At 57.9% G+C, this 19,227-nt stretch carries 20 protein-coding genes and 1 pseudogene; 15 read left to right on the top strand and 6 right to left on the bottom strand.

Features of this window, described 5'->3' with window-relative positions; genetic code table 11:
• Positions 1-57 precede the first annotated feature (57 nt).
• Positions 58-1,488 (bottom strand): aldehyde dehydrogenase family protein, encoded by a 1,431-nt coding sequence (locus D8U69_RS07800; protein WP_130907048.1) that lies wholly within the window; start codon positions 1,486-1,488, stop codon positions 58-60.
• 124 nt (positions 1,489-1,612) lie between these two features.
• On the opposite strand from D8U69_RS07800, the gene D8U69_RS07805 reads away from it, so the two are divergent.
• From D8U69_RS07805 to D8U69_RS07815, 3 genes are all read left to right on the top strand, one after another.
• The gene (locus D8U69_RS07805; RefSeq protein ID WP_241667844.1) at positions 1,613-2,515 is read left to right on the top strand and encodes a LysR family transcriptional regulator; all 903 of its coding nucleotides are present in this window, start codon (positions 1,613-1,615) and stop codon (positions 2,513-2,515) included.
• A gap of 245 nt (positions 2,516-2,760) precedes the next feature.
• Complete coding sequence (locus D8U69_RS07810) at positions 2,761-3,234, top strand: carboxymuconolactone decarboxylase family protein (protein ID WP_130905017.1); 474 nt, start codon at positions 2,761-2,763, stop codon at positions 3,232-3,234.
• Positions 3,235-3,280: 46 nt separating this feature from the next.
• A complete protein-coding gene (locus D8U69_RS07815) occupies positions 3,281-3,658 on the top strand; it encodes a MerR family transcriptional regulator (RefSeq protein WP_130905016.1) in 378 nt (125 codons plus the stop codon).
• A 123-nt stretch (positions 3,659-3,781) separates the two neighbouring features.
• On the opposite strand, the gene yfcF is transcribed toward D8U69_RS07815, so the two are convergent.
• Together yfcF and D8U69_RS07825 are read right to left on the bottom strand one after the other, a co-directional pair.
• Positions 3,782-4,414, bottom strand: coding sequence for a glutathione transferase (yfcF, locus tag D8U69_RS07820; RefSeq protein ID WP_130907049.1), 633 nt, complete (start codon positions 4,412-4,414; stop codon positions 3,782-3,784).
• A 258-nt stretch (positions 4,415-4,672) separates the two neighbouring features.
• Positions 4,673-5,059, bottom strand: coding sequence for a YkvA family protein (locus tag D8U69_RS07825; protein ID WP_130905015.1), 387 nt, complete (start codon positions 5,057-5,059; stop codon positions 4,673-4,675).
• A 118-nt stretch (positions 5,060-5,177) separates the two neighbouring features.
• On the opposite strand from D8U69_RS07825, the pseudogene D8U69_RS29715 reads away from it, so the two are divergent.
• Together D8U69_RS29715 and D8U69_RS07835 are read left to right on the top strand one after the other, a co-directional pair.
• Positions 5,178-5,270 (top strand): annotated as a pseudogene (locus D8U69_RS29715) (serine hydrolase); the annotation flags it as partial.
• 110 nt (positions 5,271-5,380) lie between these two features.
• Positions 5,381-5,926: a hypothetical protein gene (locus D8U69_RS07835; RefSeq protein WP_130905128.1), complete on the top strand. Its 546-nt coding sequence runs from the start codon at positions 5,381-5,383 to the stop codon at positions 5,924-5,926.
• 36 nt (positions 5,927-5,962) lie between these two features.
• Here the strand turns inward: D8U69_RS07835 and D8U69_RS07840 are convergent, their stop codons facing one another.
• Positions 5,963-6,598, bottom strand: a complete 636-nt coding sequence (locus D8U69_RS07840; RefSeq protein WP_130907054.1) for a hypothetical protein — start codon at positions 6,596-6,598, stop codon at positions 5,963-5,965.
• Positions 6,599-6,821: 223 nt separating this feature from the next.
• A complete protein-coding gene (locus D8U69_RS07845; RefSeq protein ID WP_241667843.1) occupies positions 6,822-7,856 on the bottom strand; it encodes a helix-turn-helix domain-containing protein in 1,035 nt (344 codons plus the stop codon).
• Between the two features lie 397 nt (positions 7,857-8,253).
• Between D8U69_RS07845 and D8U69_RS07850 the strand changes: the two genes are divergently transcribed.
• The 5 genes from D8U69_RS07850 to D8U69_RS07870 all read left to right on the top strand — a co-directional run bounded on the left by D8U69_RS07850 (position 8,254) and on the right by D8U69_RS07870 (position 13,203).
• Entirely contained in the window at positions 8,254-9,132 is an 879-nt protein-coding gene (locus tag D8U69_RS07850) for a transporter (protein ID WP_130905013.1), read from the top strand.
• 83 nt (positions 9,133-9,215) lie between these two features.
• The gene (locus tag D8U69_RS07855) at positions 9,216-10,256 is read left to right on the top strand and encodes a phenylacetaldoxime dehydratase family protein (RefSeq protein ID WP_130905012.1); all 1,041 of its coding nucleotides are present in this window, start codon (positions 9,216-9,218) and stop codon (positions 10,254-10,256) included.
• Positions 10,257-10,288: 32 nt separating this feature from the next.
• Positions 10,289-10,909, top strand: coding sequence for a nitrile hydratase subunit alpha (gene nthA / locus D8U69_RS07860; protein ID WP_130905011.1), 621 nt, complete (start codon positions 10,289-10,291; stop codon positions 10,907-10,909).
• Between the two features lie 44 nt (positions 10,910-10,953).
• Positions 10,954-11,586: a nitrile hydratase subunit beta gene (nthB, locus tag D8U69_RS07865; RefSeq protein WP_130905010.1), complete on the top strand. Its 633-nt coding sequence runs from the start codon at positions 10,954-10,956 to the stop codon at positions 11,584-11,586.
• Positions 11,587-11,685: 99 nt separating this feature from the next.
• The gene (locus D8U69_RS07870; protein ID WP_130905009.1) at positions 11,686-13,203 is read left to right on the top strand and encodes an amidase; all 1,518 of its coding nucleotides are present in this window, start codon (positions 11,686-11,688) and stop codon (positions 13,201-13,203) included.
• A gap of 142 nt (positions 13,204-13,345) precedes the next feature.
• Here the strand turns inward: D8U69_RS07870 and D8U69_RS07875 are convergent, their stop codons facing one another.
• The gene (locus D8U69_RS07875; protein WP_130907050.1) at positions 13,346-13,618 is read right to left on the bottom strand and encodes a hypothetical protein; all 273 of its coding nucleotides are present in this window, start codon (positions 13,616-13,618) and stop codon (positions 13,346-13,348) included.
• 444 nt (positions 13,619-14,062) lie between these two features.
• Here D8U69_RS07875 and D8U69_RS07880 point away from each other — a divergent pair, with 444 nt between their 5' ends.
• From D8U69_RS07880 to D8U69_RS07900, 5 genes are all read left to right on the top strand, one after another.
• Positions 14,063-15,424, top strand: a complete 1,362-nt coding sequence (locus D8U69_RS07880) for an MATE family efflux transporter (RefSeq protein ID WP_130907051.1) — start codon at positions 14,063-14,065, stop codon at positions 15,422-15,424.
• A 138-nt stretch (positions 15,425-15,562) separates the two neighbouring features.
• A complete protein-coding gene (locus D8U69_RS07885; protein ID WP_130905007.1) occupies positions 15,563-16,528 on the top strand; it encodes an alpha/beta hydrolase in 966 nt (321 codons plus the stop codon).
• A 161-nt stretch (positions 16,529-16,689) separates the two neighbouring features.
• Complete coding sequence (locus D8U69_RS07890; RefSeq protein ID WP_130907052.1) at positions 16,690-17,376, top strand: phosphoribosyltransferase family protein; 687 nt, start codon at positions 16,690-16,692, stop codon at positions 17,374-17,376.
• Between the two features lie 83 nt (positions 17,377-17,459).
• Positions 17,460-18,005, top strand: a complete 546-nt coding sequence (locus tag D8U69_RS07895; protein WP_056856766.1) for a sigma-70 family RNA polymerase sigma factor — start codon at positions 17,460-17,462, stop codon at positions 18,003-18,005.
• Positions 18,002-18,961, top strand: coding sequence for a FecR family protein (locus tag D8U69_RS07900; protein WP_130907053.1), 960 nt, complete (start codon positions 18,002-18,004; stop codon positions 18,959-18,961). The genes D8U69_RS07895 and D8U69_RS07900 overlap by 4 nt, the downstream gene beginning before the upstream one ends.
• Positions 18,962-19,227 lie beyond the last annotated feature (266 nt).

Consider the following 19,227-nt stretch of genomic DNA (forward strand, 5'->3'; position numbering starts at 1 on the left):
TAGCGGACGCTCGCTGCCATTTCCCGCCCAGTCCTCCCAGACAGGAACCGAACACGGTCATTTCAACAGGTCATGCGTGATCAATGTCTTGGGCTCCAGATAAGCGCTCATCCCCCACTTGCCCATTTCGCGCCCAAGACCTGAATGCTTGACGCCGCCGAAGGGAGCGCGCGGTTCGTGGGCAAGGGTGTTGATGAGCACACGTCCCGAATCGATCTGCCGGGCGATAGTCAGACAGCGTTCGGGATTCTTGCCCAGCACCAGGGCGCTGAGCCCATAGTCCGTGTCGTTGGCAATGCTGATCGCATCTGCATCATCGTCGTAGGGGATGATCGTGAGCACGGGGCCGAAGATTTCCTCGCGAGCGATGCGCATCCGGTTGTTGGCATCAGTGAAGATCGTGGGTTTCACGAACCATCCGGCATTCAGGCCTTCCGGGCGACCCTCGCCGCCCGCCAGCAACCTCGCGCCTTCTTCCTGGCCGATACGGATGTAGCGCTGCACCCGTTCCCATTGTCTCTGACTCACCATCGGACCGATGTCGGTGTCGGCGCTGCGTGGATCGCCCGATTGAATCTGTGAGACGCACTCCTTTGCAATCCTCTCGAACTCTGGCAACCGACTGCGCGGCACAAGGATGCGTGTGCCCGCGACGCAAGCCTGACCGCTGTTGAGAAATCCGGCTTGCAGGACCAAGGGCATGACCGCTTGGAAGTCTGCATCGTCAAGCACCACGGTGGGCGACTTGCCGCCCAGTTCGAGCGTCACGCGCTTCAGGGTATTCGCGCCGGTTTTAACCAGATGTTGACCGACCGCGGACGACCCTGTGAATGAGATCTTGGCTACGTCGGGATGGCGGGCGATTTCCTCGCCAACCACATCGCCCCGTCCGTTGACGACATTGAATACGCCCGGCGGCAACTCCGCTTCGTGCAACGCCCTGAGCACAACCTGCGTCTGCAATGCGCTCATCTCGCTGGGCTTGATGACGGCGGTGCAACCGGTCGCCAGCGCGGTGGCCAGCTTGTTGCAGATGAAGCCCGCATTACTGTTCCAGGGCGTGATCAGACCGGCAACGCCCACGGGCGTCAGAATGACCCTGGCCATGCCGACCTGCTCCTCGAAATCGAACGCCACCAGTGCATCGATTGCTTGCGCAATGACGTCGGCTGGGTACGTCGCCATCCAGCGCCCGCGGACCGCAGGTGCGCCGTATTCGAGGAGGATGGCTTCCAGCAACTCTTCCTCCCGTGCCGCCATGGCCCGGTGCATGCGTTGCAGTGCCGCAATGCGCTCCTCCCGAGTGGTACGAGACCACGCCGGGAACGCGGACCTGGCGGCTGCTATGGCACGCTGTGCGTCCAGTGCATCACCCAGACGAACCCGGCCGATGACGGCCTCGGTGCTCGGGTTATGGAGGTCGAACCATTCCTGGCCGTGGGGGATGACGTATTCGCCGTTGATATAGATATGTTCGATGCGCTGCATGGCGACTCCTCGCTCAAAATGACTCGCCTGAAACGAGCCTGTGTGCATTGAAGTCTATGGGGGGCTTATTGTTCCGATAAGCTATCCTTTTGCGTATGAAGCATCCGCATTTTCAGGACGATCCATGCACAGAACAGGAATGACCGAACTGGAAGTGGTGCTGGCCGTCGCGCGCCGCAGCAGTTTTCGTGGTGCGGCACAGGAATTGGGCATGTCCACCACCGCAGTGAGCAGCGCCGTGGCCGGCCTGGAAGCGCGCCTGAAGGTGCGCCTGTTCAATCGCTCCACGCGCAGTGTGGCCCTCACCGACGTTGGGCAACGCTACGTGGAGCGCATCACCCCTGCATTGGAGCAGATTAAAAGTGCCGGCGAAGAAGCCAGCTTCGGCCCCGATGAACCCAGCGGCACCCTGCGTATCAATGCCCCACATGGCGCGGCCTACTTGTTGCTGGAGCCGCTCTTCAAGCAGTACACAGAGCACCATCCCAAGGTGCGCATCGACATCGTCAGCGAATCAAACATGGTCGACATCGTCGCCGGTGGATTCGACGCCGGTATCCGCCTGGCAGAGTCGGTACCACAAGACATGATTGCCGTGAGGCTGTCAGAGGACATCCGAATGCTTGTGGTGGCAACGCCCGAGTATCTCGACCGCCATGGTGTGCCCGAGCATCCGCGAGACCTGCTCAGCCACCAGAGCATCGGCATGCGCATGGCCCATGGCGGCATCTACCAGTGGGAGCTGGAGCGAGACGGTGAGAAGTTGCAGATGGATCTGCCGGTGCGCTTCATTTTCAACGAGATGCTGGCTATCAAGCAGGCCGTGGTGATGGGCCTTGGCATCGGTTTCATTTCCGAGTGGTTCATCCAGGAAGAACTGGCCAGCGGTACCCTGGTGCCGGTGCTGATACCGTGGTGCCCGTCGTTTGGCGGCTTGAGGCTTTACTACTCCGGCCATCGCTTCGTGCCGGCGCGATTACGCGCATTGATCGATCTGGCGCACGCGTTGCGGCCCACTGTGGTTTGAGCGTGTCGCTATGGAGCGTTTTGGGCCAAAGCAGCCCTTCATCATGACAAAACCGTTGGTGCCCCAAACTGGCTGCGTGGATTGAAAACGCAGTTTTGGGGCGACGGGTTCAAATCCCTCTAGTTGCAATCCCCATTATCTGAGCGCACCAGGTGCTTGACTTAGAGCGCGCTCTAACCAATAGCCTCCTTGTTGCACCGCCAAAACGGCCAGGTCCGTGCGCGGTTTAAACAAGGAGATAGGTCATGACATTAAAAAATCTTGGTTTTGTAACCGGGCTCGTGCTTTCAGCAGTCGCAGTTCCGGTGTCGGCAACTGAACCGGATAGTCGACGAGTAAAAGGGTTAGAGACACTGGAAAAAATCACCGGCGCCGCTGGCAACACTGTGGTCAATTCGCTTGGCGATATCTCGCCCGAGCTAGGTGATTGGATAGTCGATTTCGCCTATGGTGATGTGTTTTCCAGGCCTGGTCTCGCTCTGTGCACACGCGAGCTGGCAACCATCTCGGCCCTCACCGCATTGGGGAACGCGCAACCTCAACTCAAGGTGCATATTGAGGGGGCGCTGAATGTGGGTTGCAAACCTGAGGAAATCGTTGAAATCATCATCCAGATGGCAGTATATGCGGGCTTTCCAAGCGCGTTGAATGGCATCAGCGCAGCGCGGGAAGTGTTTGCCAAACGAGGCATCAAAATGGTTGCTGCACTTCCCGAGTGAACGGGACCACTGAATGACCTAACACCGATGGCCAAGGATTGCGCTTATGAAGCCCTACCAGACGATTGACCAGGTCGCCAAGCAAACCGGACTCACGGCCTATACCCTGCGCTACTACGAACGTATCGGCCTGTTGGCACCTGTCGCTCGTGCAGCCGGCGGACAACGGCTTTATGCGCCGACTGATATGGCGTGGCTGGAGTTTCTGCTGCGTTTACGCACCACTCATATGCCCATCGGCAAAATGCAAGCATTCGCCAAGCTGCGCAGCGCCGGGGATTCAACGGTTGTCGAACGCCGCCGGATGCTGGAATGCCATTTACAGGAGGTACAGGCCGAAATTGCTGCGATGCAAGCGGCCGCTGCCGCACTGCAAGTCAAGATTGAGCACTACCGCGCACTTGAGGCCAAGGAGAATATTTAGCGCCTGCTCAAAGGGCTCAGCGTAATGCGGTCCGTTCATGCAGAAGACTGATGGCTTGGATCGGCCCCATAACTGCCGCTCAGCAGCGGTAGAATTCGGCCATTATCAGCAATTTGGGTGCGGCTACATTGGAGGTCGTTGCAGCTTGATCCACTCTTGCACTGTCGGGCGCTGCCATTGGCGCTGGGCGTAATCCTCCAGTTGAGCCGGTACGGTGTCCCCATTAAGAATCAATCGGTTCAGCATCAATGCGAGATCAACATCGGCGATCGACCATTGGCCAAAGATGTAGTTCGGGCTATCGGTAAGCAGCGATTGAGCGACATCAAGCAACTTTTGCTTGGCAGATTCAGCCGATGCGGACAAAGGTCCGTATTTTTGGCCATAGAATACAACCAGCGTTGAGCGCTCCTGGCGGATGGGTAGCAAATCACTGCGTAGCCACGCTTGAATTTGTCTCGCCGCGGCACGCTGTTGCGGGGGCTGTGGGTAAACAGATGTTTGGGGGAACACATCTTCCAGGTACTCAGTGATTGCCGATGATTCCGACAATGCAAAATCACCATGCACGAGGGTGGGCACTCTCTGAGTCAACGAAAGACGGGCATAATCACTGGTCTGGTTCTCCAGTGTTGCCAAATTCAAGGTACTCATTTCGAACTCAATTCCCTTTTCTCTAAGTGCCACAAAGCATGACAGCGCGTAGGGACTGGTGAATTGAGAATCAACGTAAAGGCGCAGTCTCGGGTCATTCATAGCGACATCTCCATATGCAGAATGGAACACGCTAGAACATCCGACGCTTTAAATAAAATGCGTGTTTTTATGGGGGCATTCCTGTCAGGAATGCGGTATTGCCGCGAATCACCTCTAATTTTCTAGACTCTTTCGAAGGTTTCCTCTTGGCCGCTTTCTGCCAATCCCGGAGGATAAAAACGATGCAGCGCTATTGATGCAACAGCGCCCGCTGCCAGCGTCGACGAGATGTCATCGGCTGAAGGGGGCAACCTTAGCTCAGAAGAAACAAGCGCCCAAAATGCTCAACGTGACAACCCAAACCAATACAACGATTACGGCAGCACAGCGGTTCACAGGCCGCTTCACTCGGCTTGCCTCCCACTCGATCGCTTTGAGCTGACACTGCTCCAGCACCTGAGCAGGCATCAAGCGAATAGCCAGAAGAATGCCAAGCGGCAAAATGATCACATCGTCCAGATAGCCAAGTACTGGAATGAAATCAGGAATAAGGTCGATAGGACTCAAAGCATACGCCACGATAAAAATCGAGACCCATTTGGGTAACCAAGGGGTTTGCGGATGTTGATAGCAAAACCACAGGACCATTGTTTGCCGTTTTAACTTCTTGGCCCAGCCACGCAGGCGGTCGAGGATACTTTTCATCGTGTAATTGTGAGTACCTTGAGGGCATTGGGGCGAGGGTACCTTCTTGAGTGATTGGCTGCTATGAGCCAAGCGGCTGACGTTTCACTCGGGTGAAGAAGCGTGAATGAGATAATCCACGGCCTTGCTCCAGGAAATGCAGACAGCACGAATATTGGGCGGTCCGATTCTGGGGCGCCCATGGATCACGACGGGCTATGGCCTCGGTGTGAAGCCATCATCGTCGAGCAACTGATGCAGACACAAACCGAATGATGACTGATGGCTAAATGCCATTTTTGGGGTAATCTCGCGGCCTTATATTTCATGCAAGGAAATGCCGTGAAAAAGTCCCTACTCTTCGTTCCGCTATTCGCGCTGCTGCTGCAAGGTTGTGGTGTCACCATGACGCGTTATGAACCGAGTTACGAGAACGTCCAACAGCTCAAACAGACCCCAACACTGCAATCAATCAACAATGCTCAGGTGAAGGCAGAGTCTGGCCAGGGCTCGCTGACTGTTCGGGCTAATCCGATCAGCTCGCCGAGTGGCACCATCCCTCTGCATATTCAGGAGGCTATCAACGAAGAACTGCGCCGAGCGGGCCTGCTGGATCCGCAAGCACAGCGTCATCTGGATGTATTGCTGGTCAAGAATGAGCTGACGGCAGGAATGGGTACCGGTACTGGCCAGCTCGCTGCCCGCTTTACTTTGCTCAAGGGCAACGAGGTAGTTTACGACGCGACCAAGGACGTGAGCCGCCAGTGGGACAGCAGTTTTTTCGGAGCCATTGCGATCCCGAACGCCGCCAATGCCTACAATCCGATGGTTCGTGATTTGCTCAAGGCCTTGTACACCGACCCGCAATTCATACAAGCCCTGAAATGAAGGTAAAAAAAGAGCCGCAATTGCGGCTCTTTTTTATCAGGTGCGTGTCACGCCGGAACTGAGTGCCGAGTATTGCAGGCTCTTGCTCTCAACCATTTGTTTGAGCAACGCATTGACCTGGCGGCTGAAGGTATCGCTAATCGCCGCCTTCGGGGTATTACCCATCAAAGGCACAAACCAGATACCGATCCAGGTATTGATCGAATCATGGTTGCTGGCATTGCTGATTGGCAGCCCTTGTTGATCAAGCGCCTCGAGACTCATGGTGTATTGATCAGTGGCCATGGAAGGAATGACGGTCATAGTGAGCCCACTGATAAAGGCCATGGCAAGCTGACCACCACCAGGTGGGTGGTTGTAAACCTTGAGGCGCAGGCTGTAATCGCCAGGCTGCTTCTGAAACTCGTCCAGCGTGACGCGACCAAAGAGCCCGGAGTCGTTCAGCACTTTTTGAAGTTCAGGTTTGAGCATGTCGCGAGCTTGTGGAATTTCAACGGCTGACGTGCTTTTTGGAGCGCCTTGGTAGAAATCGAAGTCCACATACACATTCGGCTTGTTCGAATAACTCGACATAGACGGCAGATTCACCGGAGCCACTTCATCCTTGGTGAAGCTGGCGCAACCGCTCAGCCCTAGTACCAAGGCCAACCACAGAATTTTTCCTACTTGCATTATGGCTTCCTTAATTGATGGCATAGCGCCTCCATTGTCGGAGTGCTGGGCGGATTCTAGAGATTTCGCGGTAATTGCAAAAGGCCATATATGAGAAATTCGACAGGGCATGCACATCCAGCAATCAGGGACGTGACGAAGACCAGCGCATACAAATCCCCAGTAGGTTTTCCGGTAGTGGTCGTTCCTGAGTGGATATAGGCGTTCAGCAGATGCACGCCAATCATCGCTTCGTTTGTGACTCCCGCCATTCTCTGGCCGCCACACCATAGAACTCCCGGAATACCCGGCTGAAATGGGAAAGATCATTGAAGCCCCAACGAAAGGCAATGTCGGATATTCGATGTGCGGCATTGACCGGATTGAGAAGATCGCTGCTACAGCGCTCTAGCCGCCGACGCAGCACGTAGCGCATCAGGGAAACACCTTCCTGTTCGAACAGTTTGTTGATGTAGCGAACGGAGATCCCCATTGCCAGGGAAACCTGCTGAGCGCTGAGCGTGGGGTTGCCCAGGTTGTCGTTAATGTAAATTTTCACCCGCATCAGTGTCAGTGCCTGTGAGCGCGAGTGCTCAGGGTCCATGGGCTGCACATGGCCGAGTGAAAGCGCGATCAGATGTGTAATCGACTCTGATAGCCGTGCCATTTCAAATGGAGTGAACTGGCCGATCTGCGAAGCAATGCTCTCCAGCAACGAGCGCATGACCCGCCCTACAGGGCTGTCAGTAGATATCCGCGTTGCGGTGCGGCACTCCATATTGACCACCAACTGGTTGATGCAAGTTCGGGGTACGCTGACGATGATCTGCCTCCAGTTATTCTCGAACGTCAGGTAATGCGGCCGTGTTGCATCGTAGATGGAGAAATCGCCCGGCCGGATCACCGCTCGGTTGCCATCCTGTTCCAGACATTCCGTGCCTTCAAGCATCAGGACCGCAAAATATCTGTCCTCTTCCCGGCACGTAGGTTGTAAGTGCCTTCGATTCACGGCTTGTGCTGCGGCACCAACATCGCTCACACGAAGGGACTCACACTTTTGCGAGCGAACTTTTCCGAAGAAATCGGGGTTCGGGATTGCACCGATTTCCACGTCCGCGAAAAGTCGCAAGATCATTTCCCGCCAGTAGTCCACCCGGTCACTGAAAGAGTTGCTTTGAGTCGTGAGGTCAACGCTTTCGCTAGACCAGTCCGTGCCCGCGAGCGCCTTTCGAGCGGTTTGCGGAATCGTTATGGCGTACTCCCGAGAGTCTTTGTCCAATTGCAATGCACCCCTGTTCTTTGAATTTATTTTCAGGATAGAACCGCGGTTGCTTCGCTACTTCTGACTGTCAGGGCTCTTTGACAAGAAGCGAAGTTTCCTGAATGCAACTGCCTGCAAATGCCTTGGGACAACTTTTACAACAGCCTCCCGTTACTCGCCAGCTACCTGAGACGGAAGGGCCGCCTGAACCTATTTTTGGTTCCGTTTCAGCCAAGAAGCGCGAGGCGTAGCGGCCTCATCCTTGAGTCAGCGACAAACCCGCGCGGTGTAAATGGCCGTTGGACGTCGACCCGTACGCCAGGCGAGCCCGGCGTACGACCAGGAAGGTCAAGGACCCAAGTCCCCCGTGAGGGGTTTACCGAGCAAGGCAGACATAATGAAAACAATAAGGCTGATGCTTCCTGAATTTAAACGATCGGTATTAGCAGCGCTGACGCTTGTCGGCGTGTCCTTTTGCACGTTGGCTGCAGAGGTGGCGCCGGGTGACTACGAGCAATACCCCGCGGGCACCACCATCGGCGTGGTCTATTACCAGCACGCAACCACTGATTCACTGCGCGTCCATGGGCGTGAAGCCAGTTCAGATTTCAACCTGTCCTCTGACATCGGCATCCTGCGTCTGCTGCACGTTTATCAATTGAGCGACTCAGTCACCATCGACCCACAGTTCCTGTTGCCTTTTGGTCACGTTTCCAGTGGTGGCGACGCCTGGGCAATGGGCAATGCCAGTGGCACCGGTGACCTGATTCTGACGGCACCGATCAAGTTCCTGCTCAATAGCGCCCGCGATACGTTCAGCGTCAACGCCTACCTGTACGTGCCTACCGGCAGCTACGACAAGAATGATCTGATCAACCTCGGCGAAAACCGCTGGAAGGTCGATTTCCAGACGGCCTATATCAAGCACTTCAGCGACAAGTGGGCGATGGATCTGGTGGGTGATGCGATCTGGTATGGGAACAACGACGACTACGGTCCCGGTTCGGATGTTCTAAAGCAGAAAACTTCCTACGCTGCGCAGCTAATGGGTCGGTACATGCCGGACCCCGCAACTTCATTGGGTGTCGGCTTCGGGCAAACGTGGGGAGGAGAAGTCGAGGTTGATGGCGATGATCTCGATGATGCCATGCGTACTACCAACTTTCGTCTCACCGCCACCCGTTTCTTCACCCCCAAGGACCAGTTGCAACTTCAGCTGGGCCGGGACCTGTCTGTTGAAAACGGCCCACGAGAAGATTTCCGGATGAATCTTCGCTATGCGCGGGTGTTTTGACCTCGCTTCAACCAACAACAAAAGCACGCCATAGACCATGCCGCGCATCGGCGGCCAATGGCAAAAAAAACTGTGAGGAACCCATGGAATCAGCAATCGACAAGCACCTGATGTGCCCTCGTACCCGCACCCGGCGCATCGACGATAGTTACACCCCTCCATTCCCGGCTTGGGTAGGACGCGCCGACGCTTCAGTCACCCAGTTTGTCATGGGTTACTTCGGTGTCCAGTCAAAGGGTGAGAACCAGTTGAGTGCAGCCTGTGCAGCACTGCGCCAGATCACATCCAGCTTTACCCTGGACGATGGTCCTCGCCACCATGATCTGTCCCACTACGTTGACGATGCCGGCTACGACAACATGGTGGCCATCGCCTACTGGGACGATCCCGCCGCATTCGCCCGCTGGGAAGCGAACAGGGAGGTTGCCAACTGGTGGAACACCGAAAGCCTTGGCAGCGATGGCTTGGGATATTTCCGGGAAATCCTGATGCCGGGCGTTGAGCGTTTCGAGACGCTCTATGCCATGCCACAAGGCATGGAAGGTGTAGGCGTTGCGATGGCGACCCGCAGCGGCGAGATTCAGGAGCATGGCTACTGGGGCGCCATGCGCGACCGGATCGCGCTTTCACAGACTGATGCCATGGCGCCGACCGGTAGCTTGGTGACCGAAGAAAAGTCTTCCCGGGTGATTGTCAGGGGCCATGAAAACCTGGTGGTCATTCGCTCGGGTCAGGACTGGACGGAAACAGTTGGCAAGGAACGGGAACTGTACCTCGGCGAGATGGAGCCTGTGCTGCGCGAAGGCATGAACTTCTTGAGAGATGACGGCCAGCCTGTCGGTTGTTACAGCAATCGTTATATGCAGCACATCGACGCCAGCGGACAACTTCAAGAGAAGAGTTTTTCGGTCAGCCACTGGCGCTCCCTGGCACACCTCGAACGCTGGTCAGAATCCCATCCCACCCATATCGAGATATTCGGGACCTTCATGCGCATGGTGCAAACGCTCCAGGCCGAGCTCAAGTGGAAGGGCTACCACGAAGTGAGCGTCATGCGCGCCGAGGACCAGCGCTACGAATACATCAACTGTCACGCCGGCACAGGGCTGATGCGCGCAGCATGAACGGCCGATGATTCGCCAAGAGGAGAACGATCATGAGTAACACCCTAAACAACACTGCGGCGCCGGCATCCGCTCGCGCACATGCGCTGAAAAATGCCCTCCAGGAACGCGAACTGCTACCCGAAGGCTACGTTGAGAAATTCACCGAGGTCATGGAAAACGATTTCGATCCGGCCAATGGCGCGCGAGTCGTGGCAAGGGCCTGGGTAGACCCCGCCTATCGTGAATTGTTGCTGCGGGACGCAACCGCCGCCTGCGACCAATTCGGCTACACCGGCGTGCAGGGTGAATACATCGTCGCCCTGGAAAACACACCGACACTACAAAACGTCATCGTCTGCACGCTCTGCTCTTGCACCGCCTGGCCAGTCCTCGGCTTGCCACCGGATTGGTACAAGAGCTTCGAGTACCGCGCGCGGGTCGTACGTGAATCGCGCACGGTCCTGCGTGAAATGGGCCTGGACCTGCCGCTCGACGTTGAGATCCAAGTCTGGGACACCACTGCCGAAACCCGCTACATGGTCCTGCCATTTCGACCGGCGGGTACGCAAGGCTGGTCGGAAGAAGCATTGGTCAAGCTCGTTACCAAGGATGTTTTGATCGGAATCGCTCGACCGGAAGTCCCGGCAAGCCTTGAACGTGGGCCGGAATAACACGGTAACGACTACTTCCATCATCGGCAGCGAGTAATGAAAAAATGGATGGCATACATGATCTTGGTGGCGTTCAGGGTTTCGGCCGGGTGCAACACACCGCCAACTCCCTGAGCTACAAGCCGGTCTTCCACGAAGACTGGGAAAACCTCGGCTATAGCCTGCTTTTCCTGGGCGCAGCTGAACTCGGCCTGTTTAACGTTGACGAACTGCGCCATGCAATAGAACGCATGGAGCCCCGCCAATACCTGACATCCAGCTACTACGACAGGATCATCGTCGGCGTGGCGTCTTTATTCGTCGAGAAGGGAGCACTCCAACATCGACGTCTCGAAGAGCTGGCCGCAGGCGCCTATCCACTGGCTCTGCCTATGGTCGCGGGGCGTGCCCCCCGACCTCCTGAGCAGCCGTTCCAGGTAGGCGATCAGGTACTTGTGCGCAATGAGTTCGTTTCCGGGCATATCCGCATGCCCGGTTATGTTCGCGGAAAACGCGGTGTAGTGGTGCACCGCACATCCCAGAAATGGCCCTTCCCCGATACGGTCGGCCATGGCGGTTCCAGTCCATCCGAACCCACCTACCACGTCCAGTTCACGACCCAGGAACTTTGGGGTGACGAGGCGGACGCGGGAAAAGTGGTCGTGGACCTGTTCGGCGGCTATCTGCTCCTGGCTTGACGAACGGCTTTTCGGTGCGACAAAGCAATCAACAGACGAGCAGCTTCTGCGTGTCGCGCGTCGCACCCTTTTTCAGCACGGATTCCATAAGGACACTACATGGCCATTCTCAGACCCGGCAATGAACACATCGGTGAAATCGCCGCCTCCCTCGGCATCACCTTGAGCACTTCGCAGATTGAGGACTATCAGGTCGCGCTACAGGGTAATTTCGACGCGTACGATCAACTCGATGCGCTTGCGGATTTTCTTCCAGAAGTCCGCTATCCGCGGCAAGGGATTCATGTGCCAGACGCCGAGGAGAACCGCTATGGAGCCTGGCAATGCAAATCGCAGATCCGCGGCAGGAGCGACGGCCCGTTAGCGGGCAAAAGCGTCGCGATCAAAGACAACATCGCGGTCGCCGGGCTCCCCATGCTCAATGGCTCCTTTACGCTCGATGGCTATGTGCCGGATGTCGACGCCACCGTCGTCACCCGTCTCCTGGATGCGGGTGCGACTATCGCCGGCAAGGCAGTCTGCGAAGCGCTGTGCTTCTCGGGCGGCTCCCATACCGCAGCTAGCGGCCCGGTGCACAATCCACACCGCCACGGGTACTCCGCTGGCGGATCTTCGTCGGGCTGCGCCGCACTTGTCGCGGCGGGCGAAGTTGATCTGGCCGTCGGCAGCGACCAGGGCGGTTCGGTTCGCATCCCGGCCTCTTTCTGCGGCGTATACGGAATGAAACCCACCTATGGGTTGATTCCCTATACCGGCGCCATGCCCATTGAAACGACACTCGACCACCTGGGCCCGATCACCGCCAGCGTCCGGGACAACGCGTTAATGCTTGAGGTCCTGGCGGGTGCGGACGGCCTCGACCCTCGCCAGTCGAATCCGACAAAGGTGGGCGGCTACGTCGAGGCGCTGTCACGTGGCGTCGCTGGCATGCGGATCGGCGTTCTCAAGGAAGGCTTCGGCCTGCCCAACGCGGAAGCCGTCGTGGATCAGGCGGTGCTGGAGGCCAGCGGGGTCTTCCGTGCACTCGGGGCGTCAGTAGAAGAAGTATCTCTTCCCATGCACGGAATGGGGGCGGCTATCTGGCTGGCAATTGCGGCCGAAGGCGCCACCCAGCAAATGATGAAGGGCAATAGCCACGGCTTCAATTGGCGCGGCCTCTACCTGACCGACATGATGGAACACCATGCGCGATGGCGAGAGCAGGCAGACAGCCTTCCGGACACCGTCAAGACAACAATGATCCTCGGTGAGTACCTCAGTCGCCAGTACCAAGGCCGCTATTACGGCAAAGCACAGAACCTCGCCCGTCAACTGCTCTTGGCCTACGACGGCCTGTTCGAGCATTTTGACCTGCTGCTGATGCCCACGCTGCCGATCAGGTCGACGCCACTACCAGGCGTGGGTGCCGAACTGCCGGAATTCCTGGGTCGTGCCTTCGAGATGCTCGGCAACACCTGTGGCTTCGATGTGTCGGGTCATCCAGCGATGTCGATTCCCTGTGCCATCCGCGATGGCCTGCCCATTGGCTTGCAACTGGTCGGCAAGTATTTCGGCGAAGCCGACATTTACCGGGCAGCCCATGCGTTCGAGCAGTCCGCTGACTGGCGATCGCGCTGAACCATGAGAAGCATGGGCTAAGAAAAAGCGGACAGGATTATTGATTGAATAATTCTGTCCTCCTTTCGCCATTCGCGCGGAATCAGGTTCGAGTTGATTGTGCCGACAAGCCTGAGAATGGGCGCTTTGCGCCCATTCTCAGTCACTGCGCCGCTTGCGCCCGCAATCGTCGCCCAACCACATCCATCAAATCACAACCGTCGCGCAACGGAATGGCCAGTAGTTTGGAAAAGTCCGACAACACCACCGTGTCGCAACCAATCTCGGCGCGAAAGGCGATGTTCTCCAATACCTGAGTGACTGTGCGAATGCGGTAATCCGCCATGGCTTGCAGGACGTCGAGCGGGGCTTCGGTATCAATGAGCAGGGAGGGTGGAACCAGGTCGAGTCCGGTGAGGGGCATGTATCTTTCCATATTGAAACTCCGATCAAGGCAAAGGTTGACTGTCCCTCAATCGTCGCCAAACGAATGGGTGACAGCTGTACGCAGGTTGGCGAACCGGGATCGGAATCCGGCAGACCCGAAGGTCTCCCGCGCACAGCTGCCATAAAGACAGCTTTGCGGGCATGCAAAAGCGACTGCATTAAAGCACAGAGCCTTTGCATTCCAATCGATCAGGTCGCCAAACCCGAATCGCCATTTGGGGCGACGGCACCGACTATAAGCCTCACGAGATCAGCAGGGTAGGTGAGGCATTCCGAACTTCATGTAGGACCAAAGTCGCCGCATTCTCGGATCTTTCACATCACTTCCCTACAAAACTAAACACGTCCCCCAAAATGTACATTGCCCCTCGCTCATAACTCACTGAAGCTATCCTTCATCAGCCCTCACGCCGTCGAGATGGACCTCCACCCCATGCAAACTGCCACTGCCTCGCAGCACCCGCTCTGGAAAACCTACCTGCTTTTCCTCGCGCCCATGGTGCTGTCGAATTTCCTGCAATCCATGTCCGGCACCGTCAACAGCATCTACATCGGCCAGATGCTCGGCACGCAGGCGCTGGCGGCGGTGTCGGGGATGTTTCCCATCGTGTTCTTCTTTATTGCCCTGGTCATTGGTTTGGGCGCGGGTGCGGGGGTTTTGATCGGGCAGGCGTGGGGCGCGCGTGAGGTGCATCTGGTCAAGGCCATCGCCGGGGCGACGTTGATGTTGGGGGTGTTGATCGGCTTGGTGGCGGCGGTGGTGGGGAGTGTGTTTGCGCGGTCTTCGCTGGTGGGGTTGGGGACGCCGGCGGACGTGCTGGACGATGCGGTGTCGTATGCCCATGTGATGTTGTGGTTCATGCCGACGCTGCTGGTGTTTGTGTTGTTCACGCAGTTGTTGCGCGGGGTGAGCGATACGATGTCGCCGTTGTTGGCGCTGGTGGTGTCGACCGTTATTGGCCTGGCGCTGACGCCGGCGTTGATTCGCGGCTGGCTGGGGTTGCCGCCGCTGGGGATTCAAAGTGCGGCGTTTGCCGGGTTGGCGGGCAACCTGGCGGCGATGGGGTGGCTGGCATGGCGCTTGATTCGTCGGGGCCATCCGTTGGCGCCGGACCGCGAGTTTTTTGCGTCGATGAAGCTCGATTGGGGGATTCTCGGCAAGGTGTTGCGCATCGGTTTGCCCACCGGGTTGCAGATGGTGGTGCTGTCGCTGTCGGAGCTGGTGATCCTGGCGCTGGTGAACCAGCACGGTTCCCAGGCGACGGCGGCTTATGGCGCGGTGACGCAGATCGTCAATTACGTGCAGTTCCCGGCGCTGTCGATTGCGATCACGGCGTCGATCCTTGGCGCGCAGGCGATCGGGGCAGGGCGCATCGAACGCATCGGGCCAATTCTGAAGACCGGATTGATGATCAATGTGTGCCTGACGGGCGGCTTGATCGTGCTCGGGTACGTGTTGTCGAGTTGGTTGCTGGCGTCGTTCCTCACGGAAGAAACGACGCTGAATATGGCTGAACACCTGTTGCACATCATGCTCTGGAGCCTGTTGGTGTTCGGCTTCCAGGCAATCATCGGCGGCATCATGCGCGCCAGCGGCACGGTGATGGTGCCGGTGGCGATTTCGATTGTGTGCGTGGTGGGTGTGCAACTGCCGGTGGCGTATTTGCTGGACGCGCGGTTCGGCTTGCCAGGGGTTTGGATGGCGTTTCCGGTGGCGTATCTGGGGATGCTGGCGTTGCAAACGCTGTATTACAAATTGGTGTGGCAGCATCAGAAGATTGAGCGGTTGGTGTAGCAGGGCGGCAGGGCTTGTGTATCGCTATGTAAGATCGGCGGTGAAAATACAGGTCATTACAAATCCGGTACGGGGTGGATACATCGAGGTGGCACTGTTTACCCAGGTCACTTTTGCACCTTGAATCGGAGTTTTCTCATGAACAAATGGTTGCCTGCCCTGGCCCTCGGTTGTGCCATGGGCCTGTCGCTTTCCAATGCCGCCCACGCTGCCGAACCGGCCAGCCCTTCGGTGGAGCATATGACGGTTGCCTACCGCAGTATCAAGGTTGATGACCTGTCGATTTTCTATCGTGAAGCCGGGCGGCCGGATGCGCCAACTTTGTTGCTGCTGCACGGCTTTCCCAGTTCTTCGCGTATGTATGACCCGCTGCTGTCACGGTTGGCGCAGCACTACCACCTGGTGGCGCCGGACTATCCTGGGTTTGGTCACAGCGATGCCCCGGATGCGAAGTTGTTTGTTTATACCTTCGATCATCTGGCCAGTGTTATGGAGCATTTCACCGAAGCACTGGGCCTGAACAAATATGCGCTGTATGTGCAGGACTACGGCGGCCCGGTTGGATTCCGAATGATGCTCGCCCATCCCGAACGCCTGCAGGCACTGATTATCCAGAATGCGGTTGCGCACGAGGATGGGCTCGGGCCGCTGTGGCAGAAACGGCGTGAGTTCTGGGCCAATCGAGCCCCGAACGAGGCGGGGTTGCGAGCGAGCTTTTTCTCGTTGGCGACCACTCGGCAGCGGCACGTCGGTGCCAATCCTGCGATAGAAGTTTTCAACCCGGATTTGTGGACCGACGAATACAACTTCCTGAATCAGCCAGGACAAGCGGATATCCAAAGTGATTTGTTCTATGACTACCGCAACAATGTGGCCAGCTATCCGAAGTGGCAAGCCTGGCTACGCGAGCACCAACCACCGACGCTGGTAGTGTGGGGCAAGTTTGATCCGTCTTTTGACGTTGCCGAAACCGAGGCCTATCGACGGGATCTCCCGGCCGCGGACATTCATGTGCTGGAGGCCGGTCATTTTGCACTGGATGAAAAACCCGGGGAAATTGCGCGGTTGGTCGGGGATTTTCTTGCCAGGCATGTAGGGAAATAACCCTCAAGCGTCACGGTTGACTGGGCTGGCCCCATCGTGAGGAGGCTCGCCTGCAGGGGATCGGCGGTACGCAGGGAGGTCTTGATGACGGCCATCATCGCACCGACAATCAGGGGTGGGGGAAGTCACCGGCAGGCGCGATCGCCTGGGGAGGTTTTCCAATGAGCCCCTTGTCCCATTCCATCCTGCAGGATCGAGCAGCCGCAGGGCGGCGGTTGGTGGAGCCGTTGCTGCATTACGCCCATCGGCCTGATGTCATCATTCTCGCCTTGCCCCGTGGCGGTGTGCCAGTGGCCTATGAAGTGGCCAGGGCACTGGGTGTTCGCCTCGACTTGATGCTGGTGCGCAAACTCGGCGTGCCGTCCCGTCCGGAGTACGCCATGGGCGCGATTGCCAGTGGCGGCATTCAGATTCGCAATGAAGAAGCACTGCACTTTCATCCCATCGACAGGGCTGCTTTCCAGGCCGTGGTCGACCGCGAGAGCCGCGAACTGCGGCGTCGAGAGCAGGTCTATCGGGGATCGCGTGCGCCGGTGCATCTCAAGGACCAGGTGGTGATCCTGATCGACGACGGCCTGGCGACTGGCGCTTCGATGCGGGCGGCGGTGCAGGCGGTTCGATTGCAGGCGCCGTCGCGCATCGTGGTGGCCGTTCCGGTGGCGCCGGTTGAAACGGCCGAGGCGCTGCGCAGGGAAGTGGATGAACTGGTGTGCCCATTGTTTCCGGACTGGTTCACATCGATTGGGCACTGGTACGTGGATTTTTCCCAGACGTCGGACGCGGAGGTCATCGAGTTGTTGCAATGGGCGTGGGTGCAGGAGGCCGACTCGCCTGACGCCAAAGGTTGATCACCACGTCGCTTGCTCTGGTGAAGATTTGCTGTCATCGTTCGCGCTATTGGTAATCTTTCTTATTTGAGAAATTTTTTCGTATGCGCGATTTTTCCGTGGCCGGCGACGATCTTGCGCGTCGTCAGCAGACTTTCACTGAGCTCTACAGCAATCATCATTCATGGTTGCATGGCTGGCTGCGGAAAAAACTGGGCTGCTCGCAACGGGCGGCGGACCTCGCGCACGATGCCTTCATTCGGGTGCTGACCCTTGCCGAACCGCAGTCCATCAAGGAACCCCGGGCCTTTCTGGCGACGATGGCGGGGCGCTTGCTGATCGATGGCGCGCGGCGCCGACGGATCGAGCAGGCGTACCTTGAGGCGTTGGCGTTGCAGGCACAAGACGCCGGCATGCCCGATCCGGCGGCGGTGCACGCGGCGCTTGATGCGCTGGAAAAAATTTCCGCCATGCTCGCCGGGTTGCCGACCAAGACCCGCGAAGCTTTTCTGCTTAGCCGCCTGGACGGCCTGACCTACAGCGAAATCGCCATCGAACTGAAGGTGTCGGCCAGTACCGTGAAAAATTACGTCGCGAGTGTGTTGGTGCATTGCTACAACGCCTTGTACACCGAGGATTCGCCCGCGTGACGAGCCTCGATAAACCTACCGAGAAAATGATCGCCGAGGCCGCGCACTGGCTTGCGTTGCTGCACGACGAAGCAGTCACTGATCGCGACTGCGAGGCGTTCGATGCCTGGTGCAAGGCCGACCCGCGCCACGAATTGGCGCACACACGCATGCGGGCATTGTGGTCGAGCCTGGATGAGTTGCCGGCGGCACCGGCGCGGGTTGCACTCAAGCAGGCCTTTGCGCAACCGCGTCCGAAAGCCACAACCCGTGGCGCTCAGGTGTTCGGTCTGTTGAGCATGCTGTTCTGTGGGTGGTTCAGCCTGGAGAACTGGCCCCTGTGGTTTGCCGACCAGCGCACCGACGTAGGCGAACGGCGGGAGGTGGCGTTGGCTGACGGCAGCCGGGTGCAACTCAACAGCCATTCGGCGCTGGACGTGAAATTCGACGGCCAGCAACGGGTGGTCGAGTTGCTCACCGGGGAGATGTGGGTGGAGGTGGCCAAGGACGCCAAGCGGCCGTTCGTGGTGCGCACCGAACAAGGCACGGCGACCGCGCTGGGTACGCGTTACCTGGTTCGTCGCACGGACGATGGCGCCACCGTGGTCACGGTTCTGGAGTCGGTGGTCGCAGCCAAAGCCAATGGTGCCGAGGCGATCAAGGTCATGGCGGGGCAGCAGACGCGGCTCAAGGACGGGCAGGCGCAAGCACCACAAGCCATTGGCAACGCTGAGCCGGATGCCTGGACTCGCGGTTTGCTCAAGGTCGACGATCGGCCGGTGAGCGAGGTGCTTCAGGCCCTCGCCGGTTACCGTCGCGGACTGGTGCGTTTCGATACGCAAGCGTTGCAGGGCATGCGCGTTTCCGGGGTGTTCCGCCTCGACGATACCGACGCGGCACTGGCGACATTGGCGGACAACCTGCCGATCAAGGTGGAGTACTTCACGGATCTGTTAGTGGTGGTCAAGCCGTTGTAGTTCGCGGTTGCCTCAAACTCTGTGGGAGCAAGCTTACTGGCGATGACGGCGACACATTCAACGGAGATGTTGCCTGACACACCGCTATCGCCAGCAAGCCGGCTCCTACAGAGACAGGTGACGTACGCTGATCTTTTGGTCGCTGCAGATCCCTTGTAGGAGCCGGCTTGCTGGCGATGACGGCGGCACATTCAACGGGGATGTTGCCTGATACACCGCTATCGCCAGCAAGCCGGCTCCTACAGAGATGGGTGACGTACGCTGAT

The sequence above is a fragment of the Pseudomonas sp. Sample_16 genome, from assembly GCF_004307665.1.
GTDB lineage: Bacteria > Pseudomonadota > Gammaproteobacteria > Pseudomonadales > Pseudomonadaceae > Aquipseudomonas.